This is a genomic window from Allokutzneria albata, from assembly GCF_900103775.1.
Classification (GTDB): Bacteria; Actinomycetota; Actinomycetes; order Mycobacteriales; family Pseudonocardiaceae; genus Allokutzneria; species Allokutzneria albata.
In genome coordinates this window covers 5,801,297-5,815,316 of sequence record NZ_LT629701.1, presented here as the reverse complement: position 1 = coordinate 5,815,316, position 14,020 = coordinate 5,801,297, and the positions used below count along the sequence as shown (strand labels likewise).

The following is a 14,020-nucleotide window of genomic DNA, read 5'->3' as shown; positions in this document are numbered from 1 at the left end:
CTCTTACCTCGTGTGAGGTCCGGGCGGCGAGAGGGGAACGCAGTGGAACAGGTGACGCTCAGGGCCAAGGTGCCCGCCGCCAGGGCGACCCCGGCTCAGCTCGCGCGTGTCGCGCACGTGGACTCCGTCCCGCTCTACCAGCAGGGCGTCGCCGCGGTCCTGCGCAGGGACCCGCGCACCGAGTGGGTCGGCGCCGCGACCTCGGCCGCCTCCGCGGTGAACCTCTGCCTGAGCACCAGACCGAACGTGCTGCTGCTCGACGCGGACGCCGATCCCGGGGCGCACCTGTGCCGCCTGCTCAGCGGGCTGCACCCGGACCTGGTCGTGGTGACGCTGTTCCGGCAGAGCGCGCGCAGCGGCGGCGAGGTCGAGCGGGCGCGGCGGGCGGGCGCGCGCGGGTTCCTGCCCCGCGAGATCGACCCCAACCGGCTGCCGAGCGCGCTGAGCACCGCGTTGGAGAACGGCTTCTACCTCGACCCCGGCATCAGCCCCCTGTTGAAGCACAGCGGTCACGCCAAGCACGAGGGCGACCTGCTCTCCCGCCGCGAACAGGAGGTGCTCGGCCTGATCGCCGAGGGCATGACCGCCAAGCGGATCGGCACCCGCCTCGGCGTCTCCGAGGAGACCGTGAAGACCCACATCCGCCGGATACTGCGCAAACTGGAGGCACGGGACCGCGCCCACGCGGTGGCCCGCGCCTTCCAAGCCGGGGTGCTCTCACCCCGCTGACCGCAGGGGAGACCGCGCGTGCAGTTCGGCGCCTACACGTTCGTCACCGACGAGGGCATCCACCCGGCCGAGCTGGCCACAGCGCTGGAGGACCGCGGTTTCTCCGCGTTCTTCGTGCCCGAGCACACCCACATGCCCCTCGACCACACCCCGTACCCGGGCGGCGGTCCGGTGCCGCGCCGCTACTGCCGCTCACTCGACCCGCTGGTGGTGCTCTCGACCGCGGCCGCGGTGACCGAGCGCCTGGTCCTGGGCACGGCGATCGCGCTGCTCGTCCAGCGGGACCCGATCATCCTGGCCAAGGAGGTGGCCAGCCTCGACCACCTCTCCGGAGGCCGGGTGGAGCTGGGGGTGGGCGCGGGCTGGAACCGCCCGGAGATCGCCAACCACGGCGTGGACCCGCGCAGGCGGCTGCGCGTGCTGCGCGAGCGCGTGCTGGCGATGAAGGAGATCTGGACCGCGGAGCGCGCCGAGTTCCACGGCGAGCACGTGGACTTCGGACCGATGTACTCCTGGCCCAAGCCGGTGCGGGCGCCGCATCCGCCGGTGCTGCTCGGTGGCTGGGGGCCGACGCTGGTCGAGCGGATCGTCGACTACGCGGAGGGCTGGATCGCCCCGCCGCCCTTCGGCCCGGGCAGGGTGGCCGAGCGGGTTGCGGAGCTGCGCCGCGCCGCCGAGGCGGCCGGGAAACCGAGGCCGCACGTCACGGCCTACGTGCACGGGCCCGATCAGCGGATCGTCGACGCCTACGCCGAGGCGGGTGTGGACCGGCTGCTGCTGAGCCTGTCCGACACCGGGCGCGAGGAGTGCCTGCGCCTGCTCGACGACTTCGTCAGGCGGATCGCGATCTGAGCCCGTGCACGGGAAAAGCGTGGGGAGTGCGGCTCACACCAGGTTGTTCTGGCGGGCTTCCCATTCGAGGCGCTGCATGACCCACTCCTGGGCCAGCGCGGTCGGCGAGGTCTGCCGCATCTCGGCGAGTTCACGGAGCTGCTCGTTCGCCATGAGCTGCAAGCGCAGCTGGAGCACCTGGGCGTTGCCGAAGCGGCGCCCGGAGGCGGTGGTCTCGACATCTGCTTCGGGGGCCAGAGCGGCGAGGTAGGAGTCCATTTCCGAATCCGGAACGAGCTCCTCCGGCTGCCGCGCCGGCGGGCGATGGCGTCCAGTCGATGACTTCAGTCGTCCAAGCACGCCGGGAAGGGTAACGGTTGGACAGTGCGCCGGAGTACTCCGTGACGTGTGTCACGGGTGGAAGTCGCGCAATATCCTGCACCACCCGTGGAGAGGCCCCCGCGCCAGGGGGAGGAACGCGGGGGCCGGAGGGGATCTCCACAGGCGCTGACCGGGGGGTGTCAGCGCCTCCGATTGTTGCACGTGCATGCTTCGCTCGACAGGGGAAGAATTCAACTTTTTTGGCCAAATTCTTTCTCAGCGCCCCGTCTGAACGGCGCTTATCAACCTATCAAGATCACTTCCGGTCGGGCTGGCCCGCGTGCAGCTCGGCCTTCGAGGGCTGGGTGTCGACAGTTCCCAGCGCCAGCCCCGCGCCCACGACGGCGAGCAGTGCCACCGCGAGCGCGCCCAGGAGCAGCGCGGGATTCGCCCGGTTCGTCACGAATCGCTCGCCAAGGCGTATCCGGCCTCGGTGACCGCGGCCGCGATCTCGTCGGCGCCCAGCGGACGGGTACCGGTCACGGTGACCGTGCCGGAGCTCAGCTCGACCTCTACGCCGGTCACGCCTGGGACCTCGGACAGCTCCTCGGTGACCGAGGCGACGCAGTGTCCGCACGTCATGCCGGTGACCACGTACTGCTGGGTCGTGGTGGTGGTGCTCACGCTCACGGCTGCTCCTGGGGTGTGCTCGACCTGGCGTCCCAGTCTCGCGCGGCCCGGACGGGCGCACGTGCCCGGGGGACGCGGTCACTGAATCGAAACCACGCGACGATCGTATGGTTACCCAGGGTTTTGACTGAATCACTCTGCGGGGGGCTGCGATCGGTTCTAGCGGTAGATAACCTGCGCCGGAAGCCCAAGTCGGGGAGGCGCGATGTACGGGTCACTCGAAGTCAAAAAGTTCTTGTGGGAACAGGGTGAGTCGGTCGGCAGGCAGGCGGGCGGAGTGCCCATGCCGCGCAATGGCGACCCCTCACGGATCTCGGACGAGCAGGTGCACAGGGCCAGGGTGGCGGTCGCCCGCGGCGCTTTAGGAGCAGAGGACTGCCGGACCCTGCTGGACATGCTCGGGCTCGTGCCCGGAGAGGACGGTGTACCGCCGGTTCAGCGCTGACCTGGGCTAGCGACGATCCGGATGACCTGTGAGGACGTGAGGTGGGGCGGCGGCTTGGGCCTGCGCGCCCCACCTCACTCCTTACTTCGCGGGACGCTCCCGTGTCACTCGTCCCGCATGGTGCGGCTCCCCCGAGACGCGCACCCCCCGGGCGCATCTGCTCCACCCATAGACCCGGTTGATCGTTTGCGTCTTTCGGGGCTTTTCGCAAAAGATACCGGCGCGCCGCTTTCGCGGCAATCGCAGGTAATTGTCATCGCCCGGTTGCATTTCGTGACCGCAATAGGCCAAATCGGTAGCGATTCCCCGCCGAGCGCATCGGGGCCATTACCTTCCGTGATCGCCATTCACCCGTCAGATCCGCAGGCCCCAGCCGCCGTCGCTGACGAGGGTCTGCCCGGTCATCCACGCACTGCCGTCCGACACCAGCCAGTCGATGAGGTCCGCTGTGTCCTCGGGGCGCCCCCACCGTCCCATGGGCATCCGCCTGGCAACGTGCTCCCGTAGTGCGTCGTCGGCATACCCCGTGTCCACCGGGCCCGGGTTCACGCAGTTCACCGTCACCCCCTTCGCGGCGAGCGCGCCGGCCGGGCTCGCGGTCACCTGCTGCAGCGCGCCCTTCGACGCCGCGTACGGCAGCTCGCCCGGCATCGCGCCGTAGTGCTGCCCGGAGGTGAACAGAACGATCCGTCCTCCCGGTCGGCTGTGGTCGCGCACCGCGTCGAAGCGCTGCGCGAGCAGCAACGACCCCCGCACGTTCACCGCGTAGGTCAGGTCCAGCTCCGCCGCTGTCAGCTCGCCCAGACCCTGTTCACTGCTGCGCGCGTGCGCCGCCACCACGATGTCGACCGCGCCGAAGGCTGCCACTGCCGCGTCCACCACCGCCGCGGGCGCTTCCGCCTCCGCGAAGTCCGCCGCGAGGTGCTCGATCCGCCCCGCTCCCTCGGGCAGTCGCCGCCGCAGCTCCTCGATGACGTAGATCACACCAAGTGGGTCAGCGCCCCACGGCTGCTCGGCGTCATGGGGTTCCCACGACTGGGCGAGCACATCCGCCCCCAGCCCCGCCAACCGCTCTGCCACGGCAAACGCGATCCCGGCCCGCCTGCTGACCCCGGTCACCACCGCGACCCTGCCGCGTAGAGGGAACTCCCGCATGATCCCAGTCTTCCGCCCCGGGCAAGCCCTTTTCGCAGGTCAGGACGTTTGAGGACCCCCGTTTTGTATTTGCTGGACGCTCTGCCCTATGCTTTCGGTACTCCCAACGGACAGCAGGGAGGCAAGGTCGGGTTGGTCACCGAACCGGCCTGGTCCCCATCGTCTAGCGGCCTAGGACTCCGCCCTTTCAAGGCGGCAGCGCGGGTTCGAATCCCGTTGGGGGCACTGCACTACAGTAGTAAGAAATGCCACGAGGCCCCGTGGCGCAGTTGGTTAGCGCGTCGCCCTGTCACGGCGAAGGTCGCGGGTTCGAGTCCCGTCGGGGTCGCCAAGCTCCCAGTCCGCTGGGAGCAAGGCCAGGTAGCTCAGTTGGTACGAGCGACCGCCTGAAAAGCGGTAGGTCGGCGGTTCGACCCCGCCCCTGGCCACAGTCATTGACCTGCATATACAGAAGCCCCCTGATCACTCAGGGGGCTTTTGGGTCTCAAATGGGGTCTCAGTTGCCGCCCCAGAGGTACCCACCAACCCTGCTTGGCGACGTCCCGGCGGAGCCCCGCCGTGATGCGCTGGTACCGCTTGGCCATGGAGCTGTTGGACCAGCCCATGAACTCCATCACCGCGCGTTCGGGCAACGGAGCTCCTGGCGGGTGGCGGGGCTGGCGTCGGTGAAGAACTGCCGGGTGAGGGTGAGCAGCTCGGCGGTGATCGCGTCGCCGCTGGGCCCGAAGTCGGCGTCCTCGGGCGGTAGCTTCGTTGGGCTGGCGGGCATCGGATCGTCAGGTCGCCGTGGCTTGCTGGGCGCGGGTGTGGGCGAGCCGGTCGACGATCCCGGTGCAGAGCCGCGGGTCGGAGGAGGTGCGCGTCCAGCCGGAGAACGACTCGTTGGATGCGATTGCGACGCTGTTCTTTTCCTCCCGCTCAGTCAGAACCTGGAAGAGCAGTTCAGCGCCGCGCCGGTCCAGCAACAACGACAACGGTTCACCTGATGACTACTTTCCGTGACGTGGATGTCAGGCAATGCGGCGCGGTCCAGTCCCATGGCCTGCGGAGTGCACGAAGTCGCGGCACCGTTCTCGCGGCACCGTTTCCCGATGCGGGTGAACAGACCGCAGGATGGCTCCGTCTCTATGATGCGGCGAGAAATGCTACAGGCGGAGGAGATCCCGGTGAGTGCCGACGGAAACCAGGCCAACCCATGGCATTGGTACGAGTACGAAGTCGGGCTGGCCAGTGAGATCGCTCGCGCCTGCGTTCGGTCCCTGACCTCGTTCCTGATCGGCCTGGGATGCGCCTTCGCACTGATCATGGGCATGGGCCTGCTCGCCGAAGAGGACCTGCTCGATGATCCCGGCCTCGAGAAGGCCGTCGATCACCTCAGCCGCATGAGCATGGGCGTTCTGCTGGCGTTCGTGCTGGTCGTGTGTGCCGCTGGTGCGGTGGCCAGCTTCCTGCGGGAGTCGACCACGTCCAAGGCGATCGTCAACGCGGCCGCCCGGGGCGCGTCCCGCCATGCCGTTCCTTCGCCCGACCAGGTTCGGTCCGTCACCGGCAAACCCGCGGAGGCGCTCGCCTTCTTCGGCTGGGCGAACGCGGTCCTGGCCGGCCCGCTGGGGGTGATCGGGCTGATCGTGGTGCTGGCGGAAGGAGACGATGCCGAGAGCACGCTGATCTTCTCCCTCGTCACCGGCTACGCGTTGATCATGGCCTTCGTCGGTTATGCCAGTTCCCATCTGCTCACCCCGGCTCACGAACGTCGCCATGCCCGGGTCGCCGCGCATTGGACTTCGAATGACGAAGAACAAGCCTGGAAGCCGGTGGAACAAGCGCGCCGTGACAGTGCGGGCAAGAAGACCCCGCCCAGGCCGTCGATCGCGAAGCGGTGTCTTTACGGTGCGGCCGGTCTCTGGCTCGGGGGCGTCCTCGCGCTGCAGATGTCGGTGCTGACGCGCTGCGCGGGTGGGAAATACGAGTGCAAGGAAACCACCTACTCCTCGCCGATCGAGGCCCTGATCGCCGGGGGCGTCTGGATCTTCGCGGTCCTGATCTCGGTGGGCATGCTGCTCGCGGTCATCGGCGTGCTGTTCGACTGGAGGCAGCGCCGGTCCGAACGTGCCGAGCTGCGCACGAGGTTGGCCGACCCGGGATCCGACCGCCCGGCCGAGGACCTGCTGGCTTACCACTCGCAGCGGCAGACGCATCCGCTGGCGCGGGTCGGCGCGACGTTGTCCGGGGCGGGGCTGGTGTTCAGCACGTCCTCCTACCTGGTCGGCAACGGTCTGGGACTGGGCTCGGAGGACGTCTTCGCCGCTTACCGCACAGAATCGCTCGCCGCGATGGTCGTCTCGGTGGGCATGTTCGCCGCCGCCCTGCTCGGCACCGGCATCGTCAACGTGCGCGGCCGCGAACTCCGCAACGCCCTCATGCAACGCTGGCCGTCGCCCACTTCCTGGTCGGCCGACAGCGACGGGAAGGTACAGCGCGCCAAGCGTGGCCCCGCGCTGCACGGCTCGCGCGAGGCCACGGTCGGCAAGAACAAGACCTCGGGCCAGCGATGACGCGCCCTTCCTTGGACGGCGGGCTGTCCAGGGCGGACGACGCTGACTCAGAGCCGAGCTACTGAACGCAGAACTCGTTGCCCTCCGGGTCGACAATGACCATCCATGGCACGTCGCCCTGACCCACATCGGCGAGTGTCGCGCCGAGCTCCTCCAGACGTGCGACCAACTCCGCTTAATGGGCCGCCGAGGTCGTGGCGAGGTCGATCCAGAAGCCGCCCAGCGCGGCGTCGTCACGAGCGTTCATGACCGGCGGCGGTGCGGTGTTGGACAACCGCGACCCCATCACCGCGCGCTCCGGTACGCCGAGCAACAGCAGCACTGTCGCGGCGGTGTGCCGAGCGTCGTGCAGCCGGGCCTCCCGGATGCCGGTCTCGTCTAGCAGTGCCTTCCACTCGGCGAGGTCGACCCCTGGGTCGATCGGCTTGCCGTTGGGCCGGGTGAACATCCAGTCGCCCTCGTGCCACTCGGATCCCGCGTGCTCCCGTTGCTTTGCCTGGGCCTCCTTGTGTCGCAGCAGCTCGAACAGCTCGTTCGGAAACCCGATTCCGCGGCGGCCGGCACGCGACTTCACCTCGACCTCGACCAGGCCACCGCCGTGTCGCTCCGGGCACCACCTTGCGTGGCTGGTGCAGTCCGGCGGACACGGCTTGCGCTGGTGACGCGTGCAGGTCTCCTTGCAGTGGTGGACCTTGTGGTACTTCGCCCCGCACTTGTTCGGGTTCTCGCACCCGCGCTGCCACGTCTGGCGCTGTAGCCCCTTGCCGATGCGCAGGGCTGCGCCAACGACCCTCGGGGGCGCGGAGAGCATCCGAGCATGCCTTCGCACGGGACGGCGGGCCACCGTGGTCAGCAACGATCCCGAGGCTGCTGCACGTGCGTACTTCGCCCAGCACGGCTTGCCCGCCGAGGTGTGGCCGTTGGTCGGTAGAGCCTTCGCCGAGCCTGAGCGCATGAAGCCCAACCCGGCTCCGCTGCTCGAAGTTCTCGAAGCGTTGTCGCTCCCGCCCACAGCCGCCGTGCTCGTCAGCGATTCGCTCACCGACTTGCAGGAAGCTCAGGCGGCAGGCATGCGGTGCATCGGATATGCCAACCGCCCCGAAAAGTGGGAACGCCTCTGCCGAGGCAGACGCCGTGATCGGGGACATGACGGAGCTATGCAAAGGCACTGCCCATCTGTGGACAAACCGCAGGTCAGTGCTGTTATGCCGCCCTCGCTCACCAGCAACGGTGCGCGGCGAAAGCGAAGTGTCTGTCCTTGAACTCGTTCTCGTTGTGCGTCAACGGGTTTGAGAACGAACCGTCGTGGTCAACTCGGCGACCGACGACGGGAGTCGGGTGGTAGTCGGCGACCGGGGTAGGTTGCGGCTACCACCCCGGTGGTCATTGCTTGATTGACGTTGGCCCGGCTGACGGTGTGCTGGGGTGGATATGCAACTCAGAACTGACCGCAGATGTTGGTCGATTCTGACCGCACTTGCCGATCAAGTGCATGATCAATGTTGGTGAGAAGTGAGCGAACTCGATAACATCCGGCCTGAACGGCTCAGGAGACGGCGCTCAGTTCCTGGCGCAGTTCTATAAGGAACGTGTCGGCAGCGGTGGCGCCTTCGTTGTCCTCCCCGCAGGATCCGCCAGAAGTAACCGCAGCCCGGTCAGCGTTCTGAACGGTTCAACGCGTACCCGTTTTCCAGCATCGTTCCCCCATGCTTTCGCACGTGGGCGGATCACTTGCCGGGACCGCCTCCGCAGACCTTGACCACCCGACGGTACCCCTTGCCGTCCTTGCTGAGCGCCTCCGCGCAGAAGCGAATGTCTGAGTAGTGCTTCTTGCCAGCGGTGACCGTCATGAATTTGTTGGTCGGGAGATCCTCGGTGACCTTTTCGAAGCCCTTGTTGCTGGTGAACTTCCAGTGCCCGTTGAACGTGGACGTCATCCCGGTGTTCAGCTCGTAGCCGATCCCGCGGGTCCAGTAGACAGGAAGGCACATCTGCTCCTTCCACCCGAAGGCGTACCTGGTGCAGTGCTCCTTTGACTGGCCTGCCTGGGCCGCGGGCGCGACTGCCCCAGCAGCCCACAGGTCATCGCAGTGCCGAGGAGCGAACTGAATACTCGTGTTCCCATGTTCATGGACCGGGAGGAATTTTTGCGCACTTCTAGAACTCCTTGTTCAGGTGGATGGGTGAGCCAGGAATGACGACTGCCGAAATAGTCAGCGATAACGGACCGGGCCGAAGGAACGCTCACCGGCACCGTCGCCAATTTTCATATCAGTGCACACACTGATAGTCAGCAACAAGCCTACCATTGACAATGCAACCTGGCGTTTCTGGGGCGCCCATTCGTCCAATTGCTTCGTCGCAGGGCGAAAAGCCGCGACGACGGTCAACTCTTCCTCCGCTTCGCCCGTCAAGTGGGACGAGCACCCGACCGGCATCCGTGTGAGTTCCCAAGAAGAGAGTCGTTTTCATGACTACCCCGTTGCGCTACGTTCTCGCGGCTTTGTCCGTCGGGACGGCGCTCGCCTTTCTGCACCCCGCGCCGTCGGTGAACGCGACACCGACCGCTCAGGGACCGACCGAGGTCCGCGAGGTGTTCTCCCCGGACGGGACGATCAGCCGAGTCCGGGTGCCTGGCCAGGCACGGGCGGCTGTGCCGCAGGACGCACCGCTGGGTGAGGTGCGGGCCGAGGTGGTCCCGATCCAGCGGACCGGCCCGGTCGGCGAACGCTTCGACCTGGTGTTCGTCGGCGACGGCTACACCGCTGACCAACTCGGTCTCTACCACGAGCACGTGATGGGTCGGTGGAACGAGCTGACCCAGGTCGAGCCCTTCAAGTCCTTGAAAGGCTCCTTCAACGTCTGGCAGGTCAACGTGATCTCGTCGGAGTCCGGAGTCAGCAACGACCCCACGTACGGAGTCCGCAAGAACACCGCCCTGGCCATGGGGTTCGGATACGGGAACATGGAGCGCACCCTGCTCATCAACCCCGACCGAACCCAGCAGTTCGCCGCGCTCGCCCCGGGAGCCGACCAGGTGGTGGCGCTGGCCAACAGCAGCAAGTACGGCGGATCGGGCGGTGAGATCGCGATGATCGCCGCCGGCAACTACGAGGCGGGCCAGGTCCTCGTGCACGAGCTGGGGCACTCGATCGGCGGACTCGCCGACGAGTACGACTACCCCGACGATCTCTACTCCGGCACGGAGCCCGTCGAGGCCAACGTGTCGATTCACACCGCCGAGACCATGAAACAGCAGCGGGTCAAGTGGCACGAGTTCCTTGGCAAGCCGTCGCCGGACGGTGGCGTGGTGGGAACCTATGAGGGCGCCCTGTACCACAAGCGCGGCATCTACCGGCCGACCGAGAACTCGGTCATGCGCACGCTCGGTCGTCCGTTCAACCTGATCGGCCTGGATGCGATGCGCAAAGCAATCCTGAGCAAGACCAAGCCGAGCCAGTAAAACCTTTCGCCCGGCGAAGCGGGCCAACGGGGGCATCGTCATGGGACCGGTGCCCCGTTGCCGTTCGGCGGGTTATTCCTCCCGGCCGAACCCACTCGGTCGGGGAGCGGTGCCCGCGATGTGGCGGGCCAGGTGAACTGGAGTGGTGGCGGACGGGCTTTCAGATCCCCTGGCTGCGTGACGGAGACGAGACCGGCTGACGGCCGCCTCAATCGTCGTCTCGGTCCGCCCTCGTACTAGCTGCCTCTCGTGTTGCTGATGTGCCTCTGACCAGCGACGGAGCAACACGGGTGGGCCGGGCGAACGGTCGTTGGCGAGAACTGAAGAGCGGTAGGTCGGCGGCTCGACCCCACCCCTGGCCACAACACACGACATCACATGCCCCAGTCTCTGGCTGGGGGCATGTTTGTTCTTCCCGGTTCTGGAGCGAGGGCTTGCCCGATGACCGGCTGGATGATGCGGGCAGCATGTTCAGTCGTGTCAGCGATGAGTTCTCGGAACACCAGGGCGCCCCGGTTCGCGATTTCGGCGGCTACGCCGGATCTTTTGCGGCGGAACCGGACCTCGCTGAACGAACGGAAGAGGCCCTGAGGAAGCGCTTTCGGGGCGAGCACGGCGCTGCGTGATCATCGTGGACACAGGTCCTCTCGTTGCCCCGGGCAACGCTCAGGACAACCACCACGCCCGGTGCCTGGGCCTGCTCCCGCGGCATCCCGGGCCGTTGCTCGTGCCCTCTCCGGCCTTCGCCGAGATCAGGTGCGAAGCCGGACGTTCGAGCCGAGATGACTCCAGGTCAGCGGAGGAAGTCGGGCAGCCAGTCGTCGTCGAAGTGGATCAGGACGAGGGCCTGGTCGTCGTGCAGCTTCGGGCGGGGCCAGCGCTTGCCGTCGGGGTCGGAGGCCTCGGCCTTCCGGACGGCGTCGAGCACGGCGTGCAGGCCCTCGTCGGAGGCCTGGTCGAGCAGCGCTGTCCAGTCGGCGAACAGGCCGTAGTCGTCCACCCCGCAGGAGACGCCGTCGCTGGCCATGACGACGCTCTGCACCTGGTCGCGCGGCCAGCCCGCGCGGATGGCCTGGCGGGCGGCGGCGGGATCGGCCTCGGCCACCCAGAAGCCGCCCTCGCGGTTGCGCCACGCTGCCACCTCGGCGGCGGAGGAGCGCAGCAGCTCCAAGTGCTCCTCGCCGTAGCCCCGGCCCTCGCGCAGGTGCTCGCGGTGGCTGCTGGTCGGCCTGGGCAGGTTGGCCAGCCGGGTGTCGTTGACCACGTGCACGTCGCCGATGGTGAACGCGACGACGGGGCTGTCCGCGAGGACCAGCGCGTCGACGTGGTCGTCGGTCCAGCGCACGATCGCCACGGTGCTCGACGGCGAACTGCCGGGCTTGAGGTCGTAGTCCTCGGCCATGGTGCCGATCGCCGTCTCGAGCACCTCGGCAAGGTCGGCCTCGGGGTCCTTGTTCAGCCCGCGGCGCAGGTAGTCGCCGAGGCATTCGGCGTACCAGCCACCGGAGCGGGCCCGGGGCTGCAGGGTCGTGGCGCCGTCGAGCAGGACGACGGCGTGCGGGAGAACGACGATCTGGTCCTCGTTCGCGCGCACGCCACCGTCGATGCGGACGCCCGCGCGTTCAGCCATGTCGATCAGCGGCACGCGTTCGACACTAGAGGTCCGCACCGACAAAGAAGATCTACGACGGCGTTTGCACCCGGGTGGGCGCACGCAATGCCACGGATGGCAGAAAGGCTTGCACGATGGGTCCCATCGCCAGCGCGTAGACCACGGTGCCGATGCCGACGGTGCCGCCGAGCAGCCAGCCGAGCGCCAGCACGGTGATCTCTATCCCGGTCCGCACCAGGCGGATCGACCAGCCGGTTCGCGCGGCCAGGCCGGTCATCAGGCCGTCGCGCGGGCCGGGGCCGAGGCGGGCGCCGATGTAGACAGCGCAGGCGAACCCGTTGAGCACCACGCTGGCCAGCATCGCCACCACCTGGGTGGGCAGCCCGTGCAGATCCGGCAGCACGGCCAGGGTGGCGTCCACCGAGAGCGCGATCACCACCACATTGGCGACGGTGCCGATGCCTGGCATCTGCCGGAGGGGTAACCAGGCCAGCAGCACGACCGCGCCGGTGATCGCGGTGATGGTGCCGAAGCTCAGGCCGATCCGGTTGGTCAGGCCCTCGTGCAGCACGTCCCACGGGTCGAGGCCCATGCCCGCCCGCACCATCAGGGCCATGCTCGCGCCGTAGAGGGCGAGACCGAGGAAGAGCTGGGCGAAGCGGCGGAGCGAGCGGTCGGAGAGCGGGAGCGGGCTGAGGTTCACGGAGGCCATGACGTCATCCTGTGGACTGATTGGCCTTTACTTCGAGGGCCAATCAACAACAATTGGCCACATGACCTCCAGTCTGCCCGCGGGAAGCCGGATCTCCGGCCCGCGCCTGGCCGCCTTCCTCGGTTCCTGGCGGCGCCCGGACGGCCGCGGTGCCGCGGTCGACCTCGCGGCGGCGCTGCGGGTGCTGTTCCTGGACGGGCGGCTGCCGGTGGGGACGCGCCTGCCCGCGGAACGGGAGCTGGCCGAGGCCTTGGGCGTCAGCCGCACGATGATCACGTCGGCGATGGACGCGCTGCGCGAGGCGGGCATGGTGGCCAGCAGGCGCGGCGCCGGATCGTGGATCACCGTGCCCGGCAAGGAGCCGGACCGCACCGGCTGGTCGCTGCACCCGCCCTCGGAGATCATCGACATGGCACACGCCTCACCGTTCGCGCCGCCGGAGCTGGCCGCCGCGGTCGACCGGGCGCGCCTGCGCCTGCCGGAGCTGCTCAACAGCCACGGCTACCAGTCCTTCGGCCTGCCGGAGCCGCGGGAGCTGATCGCGCGCCGCTACACCGAGCGCGGCCTGCCGACCACGCCGGACCAGGTCATGATCACCAACGGCTCGCAGCACGCGCTGACGCTGGCGCTGCGGTTGCACGTCGGTCCCGGGCAGCGGGTGCTGGTGGACAACCCGACCTATCCGACCGCCGTCGACGGCATCCGCGCGGCGCACGCGCTGCCGGTCGCGGTTGCGCTGGACCCGGACGGCTGGGACCTGGACAGCGTCGAGGCGACCTTGCGGCAGGCGGCGCCGCGGCTGGCCTACTTCGTGGTGGACTTCCAGAACCCCACCGGACTGCGCATGTCCGCGCCGGATCGAGAGCGTCTGGCGCACGCGCTGCGCCGTTCCAGGACGTTGACCCTGGTGGACGAGACCCTGGTCGAGCTGGACCTGGAGGGTGATCCGCTGGACGGGCCGCCGCCGTTGTCCGCCTTCGCCGAGGACTGGGTGATCGCGGCGGGATCGGCGAGCAAGGCGTACTGGGGCGGCCTGCGGATGGGGTGGCTGCGCGCGCCCGCCGAACTGGTGCACCGCCTCGGCGAGTCCCGGCCGTCGATGGACCTCGGCTCGCCGGTGTTCGAGCAGCTGGTGCTCGCCGAACTGCTCGCCGAGGGGGACGACGTCCTGGCTCCGCGTCGCCGGGAGTTCGCCCGGCGCAGGGAGCTTCTGGTCGACCTGCTCGCCCAGCACTGTCCAGAGTGGACGGTCAAGCGCCCGTCAGGCGGGCTGAACCTGTGGTGCGACTTGGGGAAACCGCTGAGCACGCAGCTGGCCATGGCCGTCGGCAGGCACGGTGTGCAGGCCGTCCCCGGGTCCCGGTTCGCCGCGCACGGCGGACTGGAGCAGTGGATGCGCCTGCCGTACACGCTGCCGGACGACCAGCTCACCGAGGCCGTGCTGCGCATCGGCGCCGCGTGGCGCGGACTCGCCGACCCGGCGCCCCCGGGACACGGAATCGCTTGA

18 protein-coding genes, 3 tRNA genes and 1 pseudogene are annotated in these 14,020 nt (G+C 68.4%); 11 read left to right on the top strand and 11 right to left on the bottom strand.

Going from position 1 to position 14,020, the window contains the following annotated elements; all coding sequences use genetic code 11:
- Positions 1 to 42 precede the first annotated feature (42 nt).
- Both BLT28_RS26290 and BLT28_RS26285 read left to right on the top strand, forming a co-directional pair.
- Positions 43 to 729 carry a response regulator transcription factor gene (locus BLT28_RS26290; RefSeq protein ID WP_063766518.1) on the top strand — a complete coding sequence of 229 codons (687 nt, stop codon included), beginning with the start codon at positions 43 to 45 and terminating at the stop codon, positions 727 to 729.
- Positions 730 to 747: 18 nt separating this feature from the next.
- Positions 748 to 1,581, top strand: coding sequence for an LLM class F420-dependent oxidoreductase (locus BLT28_RS26285; protein WP_030427214.1), 834 nt, complete (start codon positions 748 to 750; stop codon positions 1,579 to 1,581).
- Between the two features lie 33 nt (positions 1,582 to 1,614).
- On the opposite strand, the gene BLT28_RS26280 is transcribed toward BLT28_RS26285, so the two are convergent.
- The 3 genes from BLT28_RS26280 to BLT28_RS26275 all read right to left on the bottom strand — a co-directional run bounded on the left by BLT28_RS26280 (position 1,615) and on the right by BLT28_RS26275 (position 2,523).
- Positions 1,615 to 1,839, bottom strand: a complete 225-nt coding sequence (locus BLT28_RS26280) for a hypothetical protein (protein WP_231950433.1) — start codon at positions 1,837 to 1,839, stop codon at positions 1,615 to 1,617.
- A gap of 358 nt (positions 1,840 to 2,197) precedes the next feature.
- Positions 2,198 to 2,344 (bottom strand): hypothetical protein, encoded by a 147-nt coding sequence (locus BLT28_RS41025; RefSeq protein WP_156050501.1) that lies wholly within the window; start codon positions 2,342 to 2,344, stop codon positions 2,198 to 2,200.
- Entirely contained in the window at positions 2,341 to 2,523 is a 183-nt protein-coding gene (locus tag BLT28_RS26275; protein ID WP_030427216.1) for a heavy-metal-associated domain-containing protein, read from the bottom strand. Before BLT28_RS26275 ends, BLT28_RS41025 begins: the two co-directional genes overlap by 4 nt.
- Positions 2,524 to 2,776: 253 nt before the next feature.
- On the opposite strand from BLT28_RS26275, the gene BLT28_RS26270 reads away from it, so the two are divergent.
- Complete coding sequence (locus BLT28_RS26270; protein WP_030427217.1) at positions 2,777 to 3,016, top strand: hypothetical protein; 240 nt, start codon at positions 2,777 to 2,779, stop codon at positions 3,014 to 3,016.
- Between the two features lie 354 nt (positions 3,017 to 3,370).
- On the opposite strand, the gene BLT28_RS26265 is transcribed toward BLT28_RS26270, so the two are convergent.
- Complete coding sequence (locus BLT28_RS26265; protein WP_030427218.1) at positions 3,371 to 4,171, bottom strand: SDR family oxidoreductase; 801 nt, start codon at positions 4,169 to 4,171, stop codon at positions 3,371 to 3,373.
- A gap of 152 nt (positions 4,172 to 4,323) precedes the next feature.
- On the opposite strand from BLT28_RS26265, the gene BLT28_RS26260 reads away from it, so the two are divergent.
- From BLT28_RS26260 to BLT28_RS26250, 3 genes are all read left to right on the top strand, one after another.
- Positions 4,324 to 4,396, top strand: a tRNA-Glu gene (locus BLT28_RS26260).
- 29 nt (positions 4,397 to 4,425) lie between these two features.
- Positions 4,426 to 4,502 (top strand) — tRNA-Asp (locus BLT28_RS26255).
- Between the two features lie 23 nt (positions 4,503 to 4,525).
- Positions 4,526 to 4,599: transfer RNA gene (locus BLT28_RS26250), tRNA-Phe, on the top strand.
- A 185-nt stretch (positions 4,600 to 4,784) separates the two neighbouring features.
- Here BLT28_RS26250 and BLT28_RS40465 read toward each other — a convergent pair.
- Positions 4,785 to 4,940 (bottom strand): hypothetical protein, encoded by a 156-nt coding sequence (locus tag BLT28_RS40465; RefSeq protein ID WP_156050503.1) that lies wholly within the window; start codon positions 4,938 to 4,940, stop codon positions 4,785 to 4,787.
- A 7-nt stretch (positions 4,941 to 4,947) separates the two neighbouring features.
- Positions 4,948 to 5,145, bottom strand: a complete 198-nt coding sequence (locus BLT28_RS26245; protein ID WP_030427219.1) for an ATP-binding protein — start codon at positions 5,143 to 5,145, stop codon at positions 4,948 to 4,950.
- Between the two features lie 117 nt (positions 5,146 to 5,262).
- On the opposite strand from BLT28_RS26245, the gene BLT28_RS26240 reads away from it, so the two are divergent.
- Positions 5,263 to 6,726, top strand: a complete 1,464-nt coding sequence (locus BLT28_RS26240; protein WP_156050505.1) for a hypothetical protein — start codon at positions 5,263 to 5,265, stop codon at positions 6,724 to 6,726.
- Positions 6,727 to 6,784: 58 nt separating this feature from the next.
- On the opposite strand, the gene BLT28_RS41460 is transcribed toward BLT28_RS26240, so the two are convergent.
- Both BLT28_RS41460 and BLT28_RS42710 read right to left on the bottom strand, forming a co-directional pair.
- Complete coding sequence (locus BLT28_RS41460) at positions 6,785 to 6,895, bottom strand: VOC family protein (RefSeq protein WP_197683899.1); 111 nt, start codon at positions 6,893 to 6,895, stop codon at positions 6,785 to 6,787.
- Positions 6,896 to 7,009: 114 nt separating this feature from the next.
- Positions 7,010 to 7,501 (bottom strand): annotated as a pseudogene (locus BLT28_RS42710) (tyrosine-type recombinase/integrase); the annotation flags it as partial.
- Between BLT28_RS42710 and BLT28_RS42910 the strand changes: the two are divergent.
- Positions 7,494 to 7,988: an HAD family hydrolase gene (locus BLT28_RS42910; protein WP_156050507.1), complete on the top strand. Its 495-nt coding sequence runs from the start codon at positions 7,494 to 7,496 to the stop codon at positions 7,986 to 7,988. The pseudogene BLT28_RS42710 and the gene BLT28_RS42910 sit on opposite strands and share 8 nt — an antisense overlap.
- Before the next feature lie 465 nt (positions 7,989 to 8,453).
- Here BLT28_RS42910 and BLT28_RS26225 read toward each other — a convergent pair whose 3' ends face one another.
- Positions 8,454 to 8,717: a hypothetical protein gene (locus BLT28_RS26225; protein WP_030427222.1), complete on the bottom strand. Its 264-nt coding sequence runs from the start codon at positions 8,715 to 8,717 to the stop codon at positions 8,454 to 8,456.
- Between the two features lie 479 nt (positions 8,718 to 9,196).
- Between BLT28_RS26225 and BLT28_RS26220 the strand changes: the two genes are divergently transcribed.
- Positions 9,197 to 10,189 carry a M64 family metallopeptidase gene (locus tag BLT28_RS26220; RefSeq protein WP_030427223.1) on the top strand — a complete coding sequence of 331 codons (993 nt, stop codon included), beginning with the start codon at positions 9,197 to 9,199 and terminating at the stop codon, positions 10,187 to 10,189.
- Positions 10,190 to 10,623: 434 nt separating this feature from the next.
- Entirely contained in the window at positions 10,624 to 10,815 is a 192-nt protein-coding gene (locus BLT28_RS26215; RefSeq protein ID WP_081900010.1) for a hypothetical protein, read from the top strand.
- Positions 10,816 to 10,982: 167 nt separating this feature from the next.
- Here the strand turns inward: BLT28_RS26215 and BLT28_RS26210 are convergent, their stop codons facing one another.
- Positions 10,983 to 11,834, bottom strand: coding sequence for a protein phosphatase 2C domain-containing protein (locus BLT28_RS26210; RefSeq protein ID WP_197683898.1), 852 nt, complete (start codon positions 11,832 to 11,834; stop codon positions 10,983 to 10,985).
- Positions 11,835 to 11,871: 37 nt separating this feature from the next.
- Complete coding sequence (gene yczE, locus BLT28_RS26205; RefSeq protein ID WP_030427225.1) at positions 11,872 to 12,513, bottom strand: membrane protein YczE; 642 nt, start codon at positions 12,511 to 12,513, stop codon at positions 11,872 to 11,874.
- Positions 12,514 to 12,574: 61 nt separating this feature from the next.
- Here yczE and yczR point away from each other — a divergent pair, with 61 nt between their 5' ends.
- Positions 12,575 to 14,020, top strand: coding sequence for a MocR-like transcription factor YczR (gene yczR / locus BLT28_RS26200; protein WP_030427226.1), 1,446 nt, complete (start codon positions 12,575 to 12,577; stop codon positions 14,018 to 14,020).